The organism is Arthrobacter saudimassiliensis (assembly GCF_059090665.1).
This window is the reverse complement of record NZ_JBNHFX010000003.1, coordinates 425,951-441,266: the sequence shown is the minus strand read 5'-3', so window position 1 is coordinate 441,266 and position 15,316 is coordinate 425,951. Positions and strand designations below refer to the sequence as shown.

The 15,316-nt window shown below is 70.7% G+C and carries 15 protein-coding genes; 6 read left to right on the top strand and 9 right to left on the bottom strand.

The genetic code is table 11. The features are described from left to right. Positions 1-124 precede the first annotated feature (124 nt). From AC5RV6_RS13265 to AC5RV6_RS13245, 5 genes are all read left to right on the top strand, one after another. Positions 125-1,510, top strand: coding sequence for a serine/threonine-protein kinase (locus AC5RV6_RS13265; protein ID WP_494007790.1), 1,386 nt, complete (start codon positions 125-127; stop codon positions 1,508-1,510). Positions 1,511-1,551: 41 nt separating this feature from the next. Further along, a complete protein-coding gene (locus tag AC5RV6_RS13260; RefSeq protein ID WP_494007789.1) occupies positions 1,552-1,959 on the top strand; it encodes a YchJ family protein in 408 nt (135 codons plus the stop codon). Positions 1,960-2,135: 176 nt separating this feature from the next. Beyond that, entirely contained in the window at positions 2,136-3,191 is a 1,056-nt protein-coding gene (locus AC5RV6_RS13255) for a zinc-dependent alcohol dehydrogenase family protein (RefSeq protein WP_494007788.1), read from the top strand. Positions 3,192-3,468: 277 nt separating this feature from the next. Then, complete coding sequence (locus tag AC5RV6_RS13250) at positions 3,469-4,488, top strand: zinc-binding dehydrogenase (protein ID WP_494007787.1); 1,020 nt, start codon at positions 3,469-3,471, stop codon at positions 4,486-4,488. A gap of 174 nt (positions 4,489-4,662) precedes the next feature. Then, a complete protein-coding gene (locus AC5RV6_RS13245) occupies positions 4,663-6,123 on the top strand; it encodes an SLC13 family permease (RefSeq protein ID WP_494008094.1) in 1,461 nt (486 codons plus the stop codon). 32 nt (positions 6,124-6,155) lie between these two features. Here AC5RV6_RS13245 and AC5RV6_RS13240 read toward each other — a convergent pair whose 3' ends face one another. Continuing rightward, entirely contained in the window at positions 6,156-7,094 is a 939-nt protein-coding gene (locus AC5RV6_RS13240; protein ID WP_494007786.1) for an alpha/beta fold hydrolase, read from the bottom strand. Positions 7,095-7,233: 139 nt separating this feature from the next. On the opposite strand from AC5RV6_RS13240, the gene AC5RV6_RS13235 reads away from it, so the two are divergent. Then, on the top strand, positions 7,234-8,055 hold the full coding sequence (locus AC5RV6_RS13235; protein ID WP_494007785.1) for a hypothetical protein: 822 nt from the start codon (positions 7,234-7,236) through the stop codon (positions 8,053-8,055). Here the strand turns inward: AC5RV6_RS13235 and AC5RV6_RS13230 are convergent. The 8 genes from AC5RV6_RS13230 to AC5RV6_RS13195 all read right to left on the bottom strand — a co-directional run bounded on the left by AC5RV6_RS13230 (position 8,052) and on the right by AC5RV6_RS13195 (position 15,291). Then, a complete protein-coding gene (locus AC5RV6_RS13230; protein WP_494007784.1) occupies positions 8,052-9,332 on the bottom strand; it encodes an MFS transporter in 1,281 nt (426 codons plus the stop codon). The two genes, AC5RV6_RS13235 and AC5RV6_RS13230, sit on opposite strands and share 4 nt — an antisense overlap. A 137-nt stretch (positions 9,333-9,469) precedes the next feature. Next, complete coding sequence (locus AC5RV6_RS13225) at positions 9,470-10,405, bottom strand: urease accessory protein UreD (RefSeq protein WP_494007783.1); 936 nt, start codon at positions 10,403-10,405, stop codon at positions 9,470-9,472. After that, positions 10,386-11,126: an urease accessory protein UreG gene (gene ureG, locus AC5RV6_RS13220; RefSeq protein WP_494007782.1), complete on the bottom strand. Its 741-nt coding sequence runs from the start codon at positions 11,124-11,126 to the stop codon at positions 10,386-10,388. Before ureG ends, AC5RV6_RS13225 begins: the two co-directional genes overlap by 20 nt. After that, the gene (locus AC5RV6_RS13215; RefSeq protein ID WP_494007781.1) at positions 11,119-11,814 is read right to left on the bottom strand and encodes an urease accessory protein UreF; all 696 of its coding nucleotides are present in this window, start codon (positions 11,812-11,814) and stop codon (positions 11,119-11,121) included. The genes ureG and AC5RV6_RS13215 overlap by 8 nt, the downstream gene beginning before the upstream one ends. A 2-nt stretch (positions 11,815-11,816) precedes the next feature. Further along, the gene (locus AC5RV6_RS13210; protein WP_494007780.1) at positions 11,817-13,523 is read right to left on the bottom strand and encodes an urease subunit alpha; all 1,707 of its coding nucleotides are present in this window, start codon (positions 13,521-13,523) and stop codon (positions 11,817-11,819) included. Positions 13,524-13,526: 3 nt separating this feature from the next. Next, positions 13,527-13,871 carry an urease subunit beta gene (locus AC5RV6_RS13205; RefSeq protein WP_494007779.1) on the bottom strand — a complete coding sequence of 115 codons (345 nt, stop codon included), beginning with the start codon at positions 13,869-13,871 and terminating at the stop codon, positions 13,527-13,529. After that, a complete protein-coding gene (locus AC5RV6_RS13200; RefSeq protein ID WP_494007778.1) occupies positions 13,868-14,170 on the bottom strand; it encodes an urease subunit gamma in 303 nt (100 codons plus the stop codon). The genes AC5RV6_RS13205 and AC5RV6_RS13200 overlap by 4 nt, the downstream gene beginning before the upstream one ends. Before the next feature lie 71 nt (positions 14,171-14,241). After that, positions 14,242-15,291: a LacI family DNA-binding transcriptional regulator gene (locus tag AC5RV6_RS13195; RefSeq protein ID WP_494007777.1), complete on the bottom strand. Its 1,050-nt coding sequence runs from the start codon at positions 15,289-15,291 to the stop codon at positions 14,242-14,244. Positions 15,292-15,316 lie beyond the last annotated feature (25 nt).

The following is a 15,316-nucleotide window of genomic DNA, read 5'->3' as shown; positions in this document are numbered from 1 at the left end:
GCAGTTTACCGCAGAACACGGCCCCGCACGAGGGGGCGGAACAGGGCAAAAAAAAGAGGTTCCGGCCCATCTACGCTGCTCAATTGCTCGGCTACGCTTTAAGGGCCGAGAGAGGGTTGCAGCTATGGAATCAAGCTCAGCAGATGGCCTGACAAGGCTTATCGCAGGCCGTTACCGGCTCGTCGAACCCATTGGCCACGGGGGCATGGCCACCGTCTTCCGGGGGCAGGACGAAGTCCTCGGACGCCATGTGGCGGTCAAGATGTTCCGGGCAAGCGCCGTCGATCCGGACGACGTCGGCAGGCAGGAAACGGAGATGCGGCTCCTGGCTTCGCTTTCCCACCCCGGCCTGGTGACGTTGTTCGACGCCGGCAAGGACGACGCCGGCCGGGATGACGGGGCTGCCGGAGAACCCCGGGCCTTCCTCGTCATGGAGCTGGTGGACGGGCCGGACCTGCGCAAGCGCCTGCGGGAGGGCCCGCCGATGACGGCCTTCGAAGCCGCACACGTGGGGGCGGAGCTCGCCGGTGCCCTGGCGTACATCCATGCCCGCGGCGTCATCCACCGCGACGTGAAGCCGGCGAACATCCTGCTGCCCGCCACGGTTCCCGGCATGCCGCCGCGCGCCCAGTTGACCGACTTCGGCATCGCCCGCATGATCGACGGCGCCCGGCTGACCGCCACCGGGGCCACCCTGGGCACAGCCAACTACCTCAGCCCCGAACAGGCCTCCGGCTCCTCCGCCACGACGGCCAGCGACGTGTATTCCCTTGGACTGGTCCTGCTGGAATGCCTCACCGGGCGGGTTGAGTTCAGCGGCAGTGCGGTGGAATCCGCCGTCGCCCGGCTCAGCCGGGACCCGGCCGTTCCGGAGGGCCTCGCGGAACCCTGGCGGCGCCTGCTCCCGAGCATGACCGACCGCGATCCTGCCCGGCGGCCTGAGGCAGCGGCGGTGGCCGCCGAACTGCTGGGCTTCCGCTGGGAGGAAGCCGAGTCCCCGGAACCCCGGGCAACAACGCCGCCCGGCCCCTCGTCGAACGCCGCGCCAGGGGCAGGCCGGGCCGCCGAAGATCCTGCCGGTGCGGCGGCTGCGGATGCCGCCGGGCTGGTGCCGCTGCCCACCCTGACCACGGCCGACGGGATCAGGCAGGGGATCAGCCGCGCCGTCCCGCCGCCGCCCACGCCTCCGTCAATCGGCCGCCTTCCCGGGGCCGGCGGGGCCGCCGGGGCACCGGGTGCCGGCCGGGCCATCGGCCGGGGACCCGGCCCGGCTGCCTTCAGTGCCATGCTTCCGGCGGGCCGGCTGTCCATCGCTTCGGCGGCCCTGCCCGTGCCTGCCGGACGGCGCACCGCCGGGCGCACCCTGCTGGCCCTGCTGGCCGTTACGGTGCTGACCATGGCCGTCATCCTGGCCTCCGGGCGGATCGGCCAGGCAGCCGACGCAGAGCCGGTGCCCGGCAGCAGCGGCTGGACCGGCAGTTCCCTCGACCGGCCGCCGGCCTCGCCCTGAGCCGCGGCCGGCGCCGCTGAGCCGCGGGGGATACTGGAACGGTGACCGACGCCGCCCTGCCACCCGCCCTGCCCCCTGAACCGAGCCGCTGCCCCTGCCTGAGCGGTGAGGACTACCCCTCCTGCTGCGGGCGGTTCCATGCCGGTGCACCGGCCCCCACCGCCGAAGCGCTGATGCGGTCCCGGTACAGCGCCTTCGCCCTCGGCGACAGCGACTACCTCCTGCGGACCTGGCATCCGGATACCCGTCCCCGGGAGCTGGACCTGGATCCGGACCTGCAGTGGCGCCGGCTGGACATTGTCGGGGCTGCTTCCGGCGGGCCGCTGGACACGGAGGGAACGGTGCACTTCAAGGCCTATTGGCGGTCTCCGGAGGGCCGGGGCGTGCAGGAGGAATTCAGCCGGTTCCTCCGCCGCGACGGACGATGGTATTACCTCGACGGACGATAACCGCGCCCGGGCGGGCAGTGCCCGCGGCATCCCTTCCGGTCCCCACAGCCCCGCCCTACGCTGGAATGAGCCGACGTCGCCCCGCATCCGGCGGGCAACCGTCACCATCCCGATGCCCGAACGGCGCCGCGGGTGGCCCCGGCGGAGTCGGATTCCGCAACGAGACAAGGACTCCCATGAAAGCGCTCGTTTACGAAGGTCCCGGCCAGAAGTCCTGGAAGGACGTCCCGGATCCCACCCTCCAGCACCCGCGGGATGCGATCGTCCGCATCGACACCACCACCATCTGCGGCACCGACCTGCACATCCTCAAAGGGGACGTGCCCGCCGTGACCCCCGGCCGCATCCTGGGACACGAGGGCGTGGGCACCATCACCGAGCTGGGCGACTCGGTCACCAACTTCAAGGTCGGTGACAAGGTCATCCTCTCCTGCGTGTGCGCGGACGCCCAGTGCACCTTCTGCCGTGACGGGCTGTACTCGCACTGCCTCGGCGAGGAAGGCCAGGTCGGCATCGGCTGGATCTTCGGCCACCTGATCGACGGCACCCAGGCCGAATACGTCCGCGTTCCCTACGCCGACACCTCCATGTACGCGCTGCCGGAAAACGTCAAGGGCGAGCACGGCGTCCTGCTCAGCGACATCCTGCCCACCGGGTTCGAAATCGGCGTCGAATACGGGAAGGTCAAGCCCGGCGATGTCGTCGCCGTCGTCGGCGCCGGGCCGGTCGGACTCTCCGTCATGCTCACCGCCGGGCTCTACGGCGCCAGCAAGGTCATCGCCGTCGACCTGGACGACAACCGCATCGAGCAGGCCCGGAAATTCGGCGCCACCCACGGCGTCAACTCCGGCGGCCCCAACTGGCGCGAACAGGTCCTGGCCGAAACCGACGGATGGGGAGTCGACGTCGCCGTTGAGGCGGTGGGCATCCCGCAGACGCTGCAGATGTGCACGCAGATCGTCCGCCCCGGCGGCAATGTGGCCAACGTCGGCGTGCACGGATCCCCGGTGTCGCTCGATATGCAGGACCTCTGGATCCAGAACATCAACATCAGCACTGGGCTGGTGAACACCAACACCCTTGCCACACTGCTGCGGCTGGTGGCGGAGGGGAAGCTGAACGCCGATCCGTTCATCAGCCACCGCTTCCCCCTGCAGGACATCATGCAGGCGTATGAGACCTTCGGAAATGCGGCGGAGACCAAGGCGCTGAAGGTGATTTTGGAGGGGTAGGTCCGGCAGGTTCCCCGTCCGGGGCTCACGTTTCGGGCCGGGTCGCCCCGGGAGGGCTCGGAACGGCGGCAACGAAATTCTTTGCTCGCAGGGCTCGCAAAGAATATTAAAGCCGCCTTCCTCCGAGCCCTCCCGGGGCTTTCACTTTTGCTCGGGCCGTTTGCTGAGACGGGCCCCGGGTGGGAGGTGAGGCGTTGTGATGCTCCGCTTGGCCAGACGCTTAAGGGAGTAGCCTCGGGCTTACAAAGTCCGGATCGTCTGGAGAAGGGGAGATTGCGTGTCTGCAGCAACCATGATGGCAGGGCGGCTGAACGTCGAAAGCGGGACGTTCGCGATGGTGGAGGTACCCGTCCCGGAGCCGGGGCCGGGGTTCGTGCGGGTCAAGGTGGAGGCTGCCGGAGTGTGCCTCTCAGATGTCCACCTGATCCAGGGGCTGCTGAAGCCGCAGTTCCTCAAGGGCAGCGAAGTCACCCTCGGGCATGAGGTCGCAGGGACGGTGGACCTGCCCGGCCCGGGGACCCAGCATCGGGTGAGCCCCGGTGACCGGGTGGTGATCCAGGCCGGATACGAGCACAACGGCGCCACGCTGACCATGGGCGTGGACTACGACGGCGGCTGGGCCGAGTATGTCTGCGTGCCGGCCGGCGTGCTGGTGCCGCTGGCGGATGAGATTCCCTTTGACCAGGCCGCCATCATTCCCGACGCCGTGTCCACGCCCTGGGGCGCCATCGCCGGAACCGCCGATGTGCGCGCCGGCGAAGCCGTGGGCGTCTGGGGCATCGGCGGGCTGGGAGCCCACGGCGTCCAGCTGCTCCGCCTGGTCGGCGCCGCGCCGATCATCGCCGTCGATCCGCTTCCCGAAGCCCGGCAGCGTGCGCTCGACTTCGGTGCCGACGTCGCGCTGGACCCGCTCGACCCGGGTTTTGCGACAGCGCTGAAGACCGCCACCGGCGGCCGGGGGCTCGACGTCGCCCTGGACTTTGCCGGGGTGGATGCCGTGCGCACGCAGGCGCTGGCCAGCCTCGGGCTCAAGGGCCGGCTGGTCCTGGTGGGGCTGAGCGGCACCCCCATCACCATCGCGGACAGCACCGGCTTCTCCTACGCCCGCCGGCAGATCTTGGGCCACTACGGATCCGAAGCCCAGCACGTGCCGCAGCTGGTCGACCTGACCCGGCTCGGCCGGCTGGACTTCGCCCGCTCAGTCAGCGGCCGCCTGCCCCTGGCCGACGCCGAGAAGGCCGTCATGGCCCTGGACCGCAAGGAAGGCAACCCGATCAGGCTGGTGCTGATCCCGTAAGCCGCGGCTGCACACCGGGCCCGTGCCCGCCGTTCCGAGCAGGACGGCGGGCACGGGCTTCTTTGCGCTGCGGGAAGTCCTGCGGTTGGATGGACGGACCCCCCGTGAACCCGACTGGAGGACTGCAACGTGGCAAGCCCTGCAACCGAGACCCACAACGAAACCGCGCCGGGGATGCTGGCCCCCGCCGAAGACCGCCGCGTCCTGCTGCGCAAACGCGCGGGGCTGGTGCTCGGCGTCGTGCTGGGAGCGGTGATCTATCTGGTCATGCCCCAGGACCTGGCCCAGCCCGCCCGGGCCACCGCCGCCGTCGCGGTGCTGATGGCCGTCTGGTGGATGACCGAGGCGATTCCGCTCGCGGCGACGGCGCTGTTGCCGCTGGTGTTGTTTCCGGCGCTCGGGGTGTCTCCCATCAAGGAGACGGCCGCTCCGTATGCCGACCCCATCATCTTCCTGTTCATGGGCGGATTCTTCCTCGCCTTGGCACTGCAGCGCTGGAACCTGCACCGGCGCATAGCACTGGCCACCGTGCTGCTGGTCGGCACCAAACCCCGGCAGCTGATCGCCGGCTTCATGGTCGCCACCGGGTTCCTCAGCATGTGGGTCTCCAACACGGCCACGGCGGTCATGATGCTGCCGATCGGCCTGTCCGTGCTGACCCTGGTCGCCAACCTCAACGAGGAGAAAAAGGCGCCCCGGAACTTCAGCATCGCGCTGATGCTCGGGATCGCCTACGCCGCGTCCATCGGTTCCCTCGGCACCATCATCGGCACCCCGCCCAACGCCCTCATGGTCGGCTACATGGCGGACGCCCACGATGTGAACATCGGCTTTGGCCAGTGGATGCTGGTCGGGGTTCCGCTCGCGGCCATCTTCATGGCGTTGGCCTGGTACCTGCTGACCTTCGTCATCTTCAAGCCTGAAATCACCGAGATCCCCGGCGGCAGGGAGATGATCCAGAGTGAATACCGCAAGCTCGGCCGGATGTCCGTGGGGGAGCGCCAGGTCCTGGCCATCTTTGTGCTGGCCGCCGCCTCCTGGATCACGGTCCCGCTGCTCTGGCCGGACTCGCTGATTGCCGACGCCGTCATCGCCATGGGCGTGGCGGTGCTGCTGTTCATCATCCCCGCCAACATCCGCAAGGGCACCCCGCTGCTGGACTGGTCCAGCGCCAAGGAACTGCCGTGGGACATCCTGATCCTGTTCGGCGGCGGCCTGGCCCTGTCCTCCCGGTTCACCGCGAGCGGGCTCAGCGAATGGATCGGTACCAAAGTCTCCGGGCTGGAACCGCTGCCGCTGGTCCTCATCGTCCTGCTGATCGCCGCCCTGGTGCTGTTCCTGACGGAGCTGACCAGCAACACCGCGACGGCGGCCACCTTCCTGCCGCTGATCGGCGGCGTGGCCCTGGGCCTGGGCGTCGATCCGCTGCTCCTGGTGATTCCGGTGGCCATCGCGGCGACCTGCGCCTTCATGCTGCCGGTGGCGACCCCGCCGAACGCCATCGCCTTCTCCTCCGGGCACGTGCAGATCGTGGACATGGTGAAGGCCGGCGTATGGCTGAACCTCATCGCCCTGGTGCTGACCACCCTGGTGACCTTCACCCTGGCCGTGTGGGTCTTCGGCATCATCTACTGACGTCCGGAAGCACGCCTTGACGGGCGAGGTGATTACCGGCCCGGGAAGAAGTCCAGGATCTCGGCAAGCACCTCCTCCGGGGCCTCCTCAGGGAGATAGTGCCCGGCGTCCACGGCCCTGCCGGTGGCGCCGGGCACCGCCTTGCCCCACAGGGCCAGCGGATCAAAGAGCGCTTCGATGACGCCGTGCCTGCCCCACAGCACGCGCAGCGGGACGTCCGGAGCGGTACCGGCGCCGCGGTCGGCCCGGTCGTGCTCCAGGTCGATGGTGGCGGAGGCCCGGTAGTCCTCGCACATGGCGGCCACGGCGCCGGGGGAGGAGAGTGCCGCGACGTAGGCGTCCAGGACCGGCGCGGGGAAGGGGCCCAGGCCGGCGTAGCGGGAGCCGATGATGTTCTCGATGTAGGCCCGCGGGTTGGCTTCGATCAACGCCTCGGGCAGCGGTGCGGGCTGGATCAGGAAGAACCAGTGGAAGTACGCTTCTGCGAACTCGCGGTTGGTGGCGGCGTACATATCCAGGGTCGGGGCGATGTCCAGGAACATGGCCCGGGTGACCACGCCGGGATGGTCGAGCAGCAGCCGGTGGCCCACCCTGGCACCCCGGTCGTGGGCACATAGCGCGAACCTGCTGAATCCCCGTTCGGCGCCGAAGTGCTCCATGAGGGCCACCGCGTCCCGGGCCATCTCCCGCTTGCTGTAGGTCGAGTGGTCGGCCGCGCCCTCCGGTTTGGAAGAGCCTCCGTAGCCCCGCAGGTCCGGGGCTACGACGGTGAAGTGCTCTGCCAGGTCATCCGCAATCCGGTGCCACATCAGGTGGGTTTCCGGGTGCCCGTGCAGCAGCAGCAGGGGCGGCTTGGCCGGGGAGCCTGTACCCGGCGCCGGTCGATCCTGGCGGCTGATCCGTCCGGTGACGGTGATTCCGTTGACCGGCACGGCGAACTCCTCGTAACGGGTGAAGCCGGGCATGCTCATCGTGCGGTCCTTTCGCGGCGGAAGCTGTGTGCACCCAGCCAACCATGCCCTGCCCGACGGCGCAGCCGCCGTCCGGCGCGCGCAGGCCCTGCACCTGCCTCGCTTGCGGCTGCGTAGAGTCCGGAATAGCCTCCGCGCCATGTCCCGGATCCGGAAGCTGCAGCTGCTCGGCCTGGTGCTGTTGCCGGTCGCGGGCGGCGTCGGGTATCTGCTCGGCCTGGGCTATCAATGGCTGGGATGGGGAGACAAAGACCCTTGGTTCACCGCCTTGGCGCTGGCTCACGGGGCAGGGCTCGCTTGTGGAATCGTCGTGGAGAACGAGCGGCGGTACATCAGGCTGGCTCGCATTCCCGCCGACTACGTGCGCGACCGAGGGCTTGATAAGGACAACGACAGACTGTTGTGGCTGCTGATCGCTGCCAACGCGTTGATCACCGTGACACTGGCTGCCGTTGCGGTGTGGCTCGTACCCGGTCCGCCGGACCCTGTCTTCCTGGGCATTGCGGGTCTGACGGCGGTGTTTCTCTGGGGAGGGGCCGCCTGGGCGGGGTGGAGCGCACGGCGGAGGGTGCAGAAAACAGGGCGGCACGTCGCTGCCTCCGGCCGTCGGCAGGTGGCCCGCGCGGAACTGCCCGTGGCGACGGGCCCGGAGGACACGCAGACGGCGGTGTCCCGGGCGGCCAGGGAATTGGGCTTCAGCATCCTCGCGGAGCGGGGGCGCACGCTTTGGCTGCGTCCGCCTCTGCGGACCAAGGGGGTTGCCCTCGCCGTGCGGCTTGACCTGGAGCCCTCGCCGCGCGGGACCGTGCTGCGCGCTTGCTGCTTTCCCACCAGCCGCTGGGCGGGAAAGTCAGCCGCCGTCGGCGTGGACGTCCTGGTGGCCCTGCTGGACGGGACCGCCGAGCAGGCAGCCTGGCTGCCCCGGCAGTGGTTCACCCGTCCGGCAACCGCGGACGGCTAGCCCGACGTCGTCGAGCCGGCGCCGTCGGCCGGTTCGCCCACTTCGGGAGCGGGCCGATAGAAGCGTACGGGGGAGGCCAACAGGTAGAGGCCGGCGACCAGTACCGGAAGCGCGGCGAACAGGTAGGTCAGCTGGACTCCGGCCACGGAGGCCGCGACGCCGCCGAGGAGGGTGCCAAGGGGCATGCCGCCGAGGGAGATGAGCCGCCCGGTGGTGTTGACCCGTCCCTGCAGCGCGTCCGGAGTGAGCTCCTGGCGCAGCGTGATCGCGTTGGCGACGGCGAGGGTTCGAACACCGGACCACAGCACCCAGGCGCCCACCGCGATCCACACAGTGGCCGTCCACGCGAGCACCAGGGTCAGGGGAACCAGGGCGAGGAAGGCGCAGACGGCCAGCCGACCCGGCCCCAACAGGGCTCCGAGCCGCGGCATCGCGAGGGTCAGGACGAACGCGCCCGCTGCTCCGGCCGCAAGCATGAACCCCAGGAGCCAGTCGGCGCCGCTGTCGAGCTGCCGGTCAACGTAGACGACGAGGATTCCGATGACCGCGCCCGACGACAGGGTGAGCCCTGCCGTTGCCAGACTCAGGGCCCGGACGCGGGGCTCGTGCCACACGTAGGCGAGCCCCTCTCGGATGTCAGCGGACAGCCCCGTCCGGTGCCCCCCGCGTGGTGCGCGTTCTTCACCGGGTTCGGACAGCGCCGTGCGCACCCGCAGGAGCAGCACGGCCGAGGCAAGGCAGGTCAGGGCGTCCGCCAGAAGCACGGCTTCGGCGGAGGAGAACGCAATGACCGCTCCGGCCAGGGCCGGGGCGATCGCTCCCGCGGCCGCACCGGAGGACCAGACGAGGGAGTTCGCCGACGCCAGGCCCTCCCGGCCGACCAGGCGGAACAGCCCGCCGAACGCGGCGGCGTCAAACCATACCGAGCAGGTCCAGACGACAAATGTCACCGCAAGCACCGCGGCCGGGGAGTGCAGGCCGAACACGGCCATGACCGGAACCACGGCCAGGGCGGCTGCGGCCACGACCTCCGCCGTGACCAGGATCCGTCGTCGGTTGGCCCGGTCGGCGACCGCGCCCGCGAACAGGCCGAACAGCAGGTGCGGCAGCAGCATCATGGTGGAGACGAGCGAGGTGAGGAATACGCTGCCGGACTGGCCGTACACCAGGATGGGAAGCGCGACGGCGCTCGCCTCGGTGCCGGTCAGCGACAGGGTGCGGCCGGAAAACCACAGCCGGAAGTCCCGGTCTGCCAGTATCGTGCTTCGGTCGGCCATCAGCGGCAACCCTTCCCCCGGAGGTGTCCGCCGGCGTGCCGGTTGCCGCCGAGCGGAGTGATGCTGTGCGCCGAGGATAACGGGGAACACCGCTTGGGGCGAAGGACACGGCCTCCGGCACCTGCGGTCGTGCGGGGTCAGGCCGGGCCGGACCGACCCAGCAGCTCGTCCTTCCAGGCGTTCCAGCCCGCGTCCAGCTGACGGTCCACGGCGTGGCCGGTGCCCGTCAGGGCCCGCAGTACGGCGCCGTCCCCGGCCAGGTCGAAGCGCCGCGCCGTGCCGCCGTCGACGATTCCCGCGGCGGGATGGCTTCCTGCCGCCGGCCCCTCCGGGAGGGGAGCGGGACGCCAGCCGGCAGCGGTGGCGCCCGCGAGGACCTTGGCGTCGCCCAGGACGCCGACGGCGCGGCGTCGCGGCCCGGTCAGGTCCAGGTCCTCATACAGCAGGTCGCCGTCGGGCCCGGTCAGCCGGGTGATGCTCCGCAGGGCCCCGCCCTGCTCGCCCGAGCGGCCCAGCACCAGGGTCTCCCTGATCAGGGCACGGGCTCCGGCGGCCTGGGTGATCCGGGTTTGGCGCTGCACGTTGGCCCCGTTCGCAACGATGAACGGGGCGCCCTCCCAGATCAGCGCCGCACCCGGCTCCAGATGCGCGTCGAGACTCCAGCGGGAGGCGACGCCGTCGGCGTTGTAGGCCACCATCCCGGCGGGCTCGACGACCTCCAGGACGGTCCCGGGCCCTACCCGGACCTGCAGCCGCACGTCATCGCCGCCCAGCAGCATCATGTGGATGCCGATCAACGCCACTCTCACGTGGTTGGGGGCGGGCGGAAACGCGCCGCGGACCGGCCGCGGCGCGAGGTAGTGGCCCTGGTCCAGCTCCGTGAACCTGGCCCTGCCGCCGTGGCACTCGGCGGTGATCCGGGTAGGCCGGAACGACGCCGCCGGGTCGGGCCCGGTGCCCGGGAAGGCACCGGCTCCGCAGGCCTGTTCCGCACCCGGGCCCGTGCGCTGGTCGGCGCCGGCCGCCGTCGGGCGGTCCGCCGTGAGCCCGGTATCAGTGGCTGTGGAGGGCACCGGGCTCCCCGTCGTGGCTGTGCATGTACCCGCCGTCCTCATCGGCGTGGAAGTGCGGGGCCATCGGTCCCGGATCCTGCGGCACGTGTGCACCGGCGCGGTGGCGCTGCACCATGCCGCGCACCCAATCGGCCAGCTCCGCGACGGTGGCCTCGCGCTTGCGGGACAGCGCCAGCACAGGCCCGCCCTCCCGGGCGGCCGTCGCGTCGGCGACCATCTGCTCCACGTCGACGTCCACGTGCTCAGCGAGGTCGATCTTGTTGATCACCAGCAGATCCGCCCGCGCGATGCCGGGCCCGCCCTTGCGTGCAACGTCACCGCCGCCGGCGACGTCGAGCACGAAGATCTGCGCGTCCACCAGCGCGGGGGAGAAGGTGGCGGTGAGGTTGTCGCCGCCGGACTCCACCAGGACCAGGTCCAGCGGGGAGAAGTCCGCCTCCAGGTCCTCCACGGCGAGGAGGTTGGTGGTGACGTCGTCACGGATGGCCGTGTGCGGGCACGCACCGGTCTCCACGGCACGGATGCGTTCGGCCGGAAGCACACCGGCGGAGCGCAGGAACCGGGCGTCCTCGTCGGTGTAGATGTCGTTGGTGATGACGCCGATCTGCAGTTCACCGGACATGGCCCGGCAGATGGTGGCGATCAGCGAGCTCTTGCCGGTGCCCACGGGGCCGGCAACGCCGAGGCGCAGGGAACGGGCGGGTGTGGTGTTCTCAGGCAACGAACAGCCTCCTTGTTCTTTCGGTGTGGTCTTCGGCCCAGTGCTCCATCCAGGGAGCGCTGAGCGCCGGAATGTCCTCCGGCGTGCAGGTCTGCAGGGCGGCATGCGTGACGGCGTCCATCTCGGCGGCGGCGTCCAGAATCCAGCCGGTGCCGCGCATCGGATCCACCGGCAGCAGCTTCAGCGCGGCGGCGACCACGGACTGCGCGTCGTCGTAGCAGCACAGCCGGGCCAGCGGCTCGGCGCCCATGCCCAGCGCCGCGGCCGTGACGCCCAGCGCCACGGGCCGGGTGGGGCGCGGCACTTCGGCGCGCAGGGCCATCACCGCCGGATGCTCCGGCCGTACGGTTCCGGCCAGGCGCAGCATGCCGCGGCCCAGCCGCCGGGACGCATCCCGCTGGGCGGGGGAGGGGGTGCGCGCATCCAGCGCCCGCTCCACCTCCGGGTAGGAGCAGCCGGACTGCCCGGAGGCGATCCGGTGCGCCAGGACAGCGGCGGCGGTCTCCGTGCGCACCACCGTGTTCAGCCGGGCCAGCAGATACGGATAGACGCCGTCGACGTCGAGCCCGGCCAGGACCGCCGGTTCCAGGCCCGCGGAGTGCGAGTAAGCGCCCGAGGGCAGCCTCGAGTCGGCGAGCAGGAACCCGGCGAGGTATCCCGCCGGATCGGGAAGCGCGGTGGGACCCATGGCTAGAACAGCGCGTAGCGCTGGGTCAGCGGCAGCTCTGTGGCCGGCCGGGGCTCGATGACCTGCCCGTCGATGCTGACCATGAACGTCTCCGGGTTCACCCGGATGTCCGGCAGCGCCGTGTTGTTCGGCAGCGAGGCCTTTGTGACTCCGCGGGTGGAATGGATCGCCGTGAGCCGCCGGGTGAGGCCCAGCCGGTCCGCCAGCCCGTCCTCCAGCGCGGCCGGCGCGACGAAGGTGGTGGACAGATGCGGAGCCGACGACGGCGCCGCGGCCAGCGATTCGCGCATCCAGACCGGCTGCGGGGTGGGCAGGGACGCGTTGGGGTCACCCATCTGCCCGGCCACGATGGCTCCGCCCTTGATCACCACGTGCGGGCGGATGCCGAAGAACGCCGGGTTCCACAGCACCAGGTCCGCCATCTTCCCGACCTCCACGGAGCCGACCTCGTGGTCGATGCCGTGGGCCACTGCGGGGCAGATCGTGTACTTGGCGATGTACCGGCGCACCCGCTCGTTGTCCGCCGGGAGCGCGGACTCCGCCGGTCCCATGTAGTCCTTCATGACATGCGCCATCTGCCAGGTGCGGGTGATGGTTTCCCCGATGCGGCCCATGGCCTGCGCGTCGGAGGAGGTGATGGACATGGCGCCCAGGTCCTGCAGGACGTCCTCGGCCATCATGGTGTTCGCCCGGATCCGGGACTCGGCGAAGGCCAGGTCCTCGGGGATGCGCGGGTTCAGGTGATGGCAGACCATCAGCATGTCCAGGTGCTCGGCCACGGTGTTGACGGTGAACGGCAGCGTGGGGTTGGTGGAGGCCGGCAGGACGTTCGACGCCGCGGCCGCCGTGATGATGTCCGGCGCATGCCCGCCGCCGGCACCCTCGGCGTGGAAGATATGGATGCCGCGGCCGCCGATCGCCGCGAGGGTGTCCTGCACGTAGCCGGCCTCGTTGAGCGAATCGGCATGCAGCGCCACCTGGACGCCCCACCGGTCCGCCGCCGTGAGCGCGGCGTCGATGGCGGCCGGCGTCGAGCCCCAGTCCTCGTGCACCTTGTAGCCGGCCGCGCCGGCCAGCGCCTGTTCCTCCAGGGCTGCGGCGCTGACCGTGTTGCCCTTGCCGTAGAGCAGGAAGTTCAGCGGCAGCCCGTCCAGCGCCCGGTGCATGGTTTCCAGGTTCCAGCGCCCCGGCGTGACGGTGGTGGCCTTGGAGCCCTCCCCCGGGCCGGTGCCGCCGCCGCCGACGGTCGTGATGCCGGCGGCGAGTGCCTCGCGCAGCGCCTCGGGGCCGAGCAGGTGGACGTGGGTGTCAATGCCGCCGGCGGTCAGGATCCGCCCCTCGCCGGCGATGATCTCGGTGCCCGGCCCGATCACCAGGGCCGGGTCGACGCCGTCCATGATGTCCGGGTTGCCGGCCTTGCCGATCCCGGCGATCCGGCCGCTGCGGACGCCGACGTCGGCCCGGACGATGCCCCAGTGGTCCACGATGAGCACGTTGGTGATGACCAGGTCCGGAGCGCCCTGGTCGGAGGTGCGGGTGGACTGGGCCATGGACTCGCGGATGTTCTTGCCGCCGCCGAAGACGGATTCGTCGCCGCCGAAGGTGTAGTCCTTCTCCGGGCTGATCCACAGATCCGTATCGGCCAGGCGGATGCTGTCACCCACCGTGGGGCCGTAGAGGTGGGCATATTCGTGCCGGCTGATCTGCATGGCTCAGGCTCCTGACGGGTCGGTGGACGATGCGGCGGCCGGGCCCCCGGGCAGCCGCAGCCCCGGAACCGTGCCCGTGCCGGCCAGTCGCACGAGCAGGACCTCACGCGAGGCGCCGGGCTCGAACCGGACGGCGGTGCCCGCCGGGACGCCCAGCCGGAACCCGGCGGCGGCCTCACGGTCGAAGCGCAGGGCGGCGTTGACGTCGGCGAAGTGGAAGTGGGAGCCGATCTGCACCGGGCGGTCGCCGTCGTTGGTGACGACCAGGGTGCGCGTCTCGCGCCCGGCGTTGAGCTCCAACGCACCGGTGCCGGTGCGGATTTCGCCGGGGACCATCGGGGTGCTCATGAGATCGGATCCGTGATGGTCACGAGCTTGCGCCCGTCCGGAAAGGTGGCTTCGATCTGCAGATCGGGAATCATTTCGGGCACGCCTTCCATGACGTCCTCCCGGGCCAGCACCCTGCGGCCCTCGCTCATCAGGTCCGTGACGAGCGCCCCCTCGCGGGCGCGTTCGATAACCCAGCACGAGAGCAGGGCGACCGCTTCGGGATAGTTCAGCCTGACGCCGCGGCCGCGGCGGTCCCGGGCCACCATGCCGGCCACGCTGAGCAGCAGCTTGTCGGTATCTGACGGGGTGAGGAACATGGCCTGAATTTTGTCAGCGGCATGTTTCAGCCGTGTTGCCGCTGATGTACAGCCGCGTTTCGGATGCCGGCCTACCTGCCTCCGGGTGAGGCGGTGGTGCCGCGCACCACCAGCCGGGTGGGCAGCACGACCTCCGCCGGGTTGGCCTCACCCCGGCCCAGGGCTGCGAGCAGCATGTCCGCTCCGATGCGGCCCTGGTCCTGGACCGGCTGGGCCACGGTGGAAAGATCCAGCAGGTCAGCCATCAGGTGGTCGTCGAACCCCATCACGGAGAGCTCCCGGCCCGGCACCAGGTTGGAGCGCCGCAGCGTGCGCAGCGCCCCGATGGCAACCTCATCGGACTCGCAGAACACGGCCGTCGGCGGAGAGGAGGAAGCGAGCAGCTGCGCCATCGCCTCGGCTCCGCCCTCCACGCCCCAGGGCGCGGACGCCACATAGGCATCCGGCACCTCCAGTCCGCGTTCGGCCATGGCCTGCCGGTAGCCCCGGTAGCGCTCAACGGAGGCGGCTCCGTAGCTGCCGGTCATGGTGGTGGTGCGGATGACGGCGATCCGGCTGTGTCCCAGGTTGGTCAGGTGCCGGACGGCGGCCGCGGCGCCGGCGGCGTCGTCGATCCCCACCATCCGCTGCCCGGGCAGGCGGCAGCTGATGCCGATCACGGGAATGCCGTGGCCGGCCAGGGCGGCGGTTTCGGCGTCGGAGAGCGAGATCGCGACGACGGCCAGGGCGTCCACCCGGCGGCGGAAAGGCAGTGCGGAAAAGAAGGCGGACCGTTCCCCGGCGCTTTCGGCGCGGTAGAGCAGCAGGTCCATTCCCGTGTCCCGCAGCCCGTCCTCGAGTCCTGCCAGCACGGTGGAGTGGAACCAGCGGTCGATATGCGGCACCAGCACGCCTACGGCTCTCGTCCGGCCGGAGGCCAGCCCGGAGGCAGCCGGGGAGACGGCGTAGTCCAGCTCGCGGGCCACGGCCAGGATGCGTTCGCGCTGCTCGTCCGAGACGCCCGGCCTGCCGCCCAGTGCCCGGGACACGGTGGACAGGGCCACCTGGGCGGCGCGCGCGACGTCGGCCATGGTCACCGGACGGTGCTGCCGGTCCGGATGCTGGGGAGGGGGGAGAGGCACAGGACAATGCTAGACGGATTCGCAA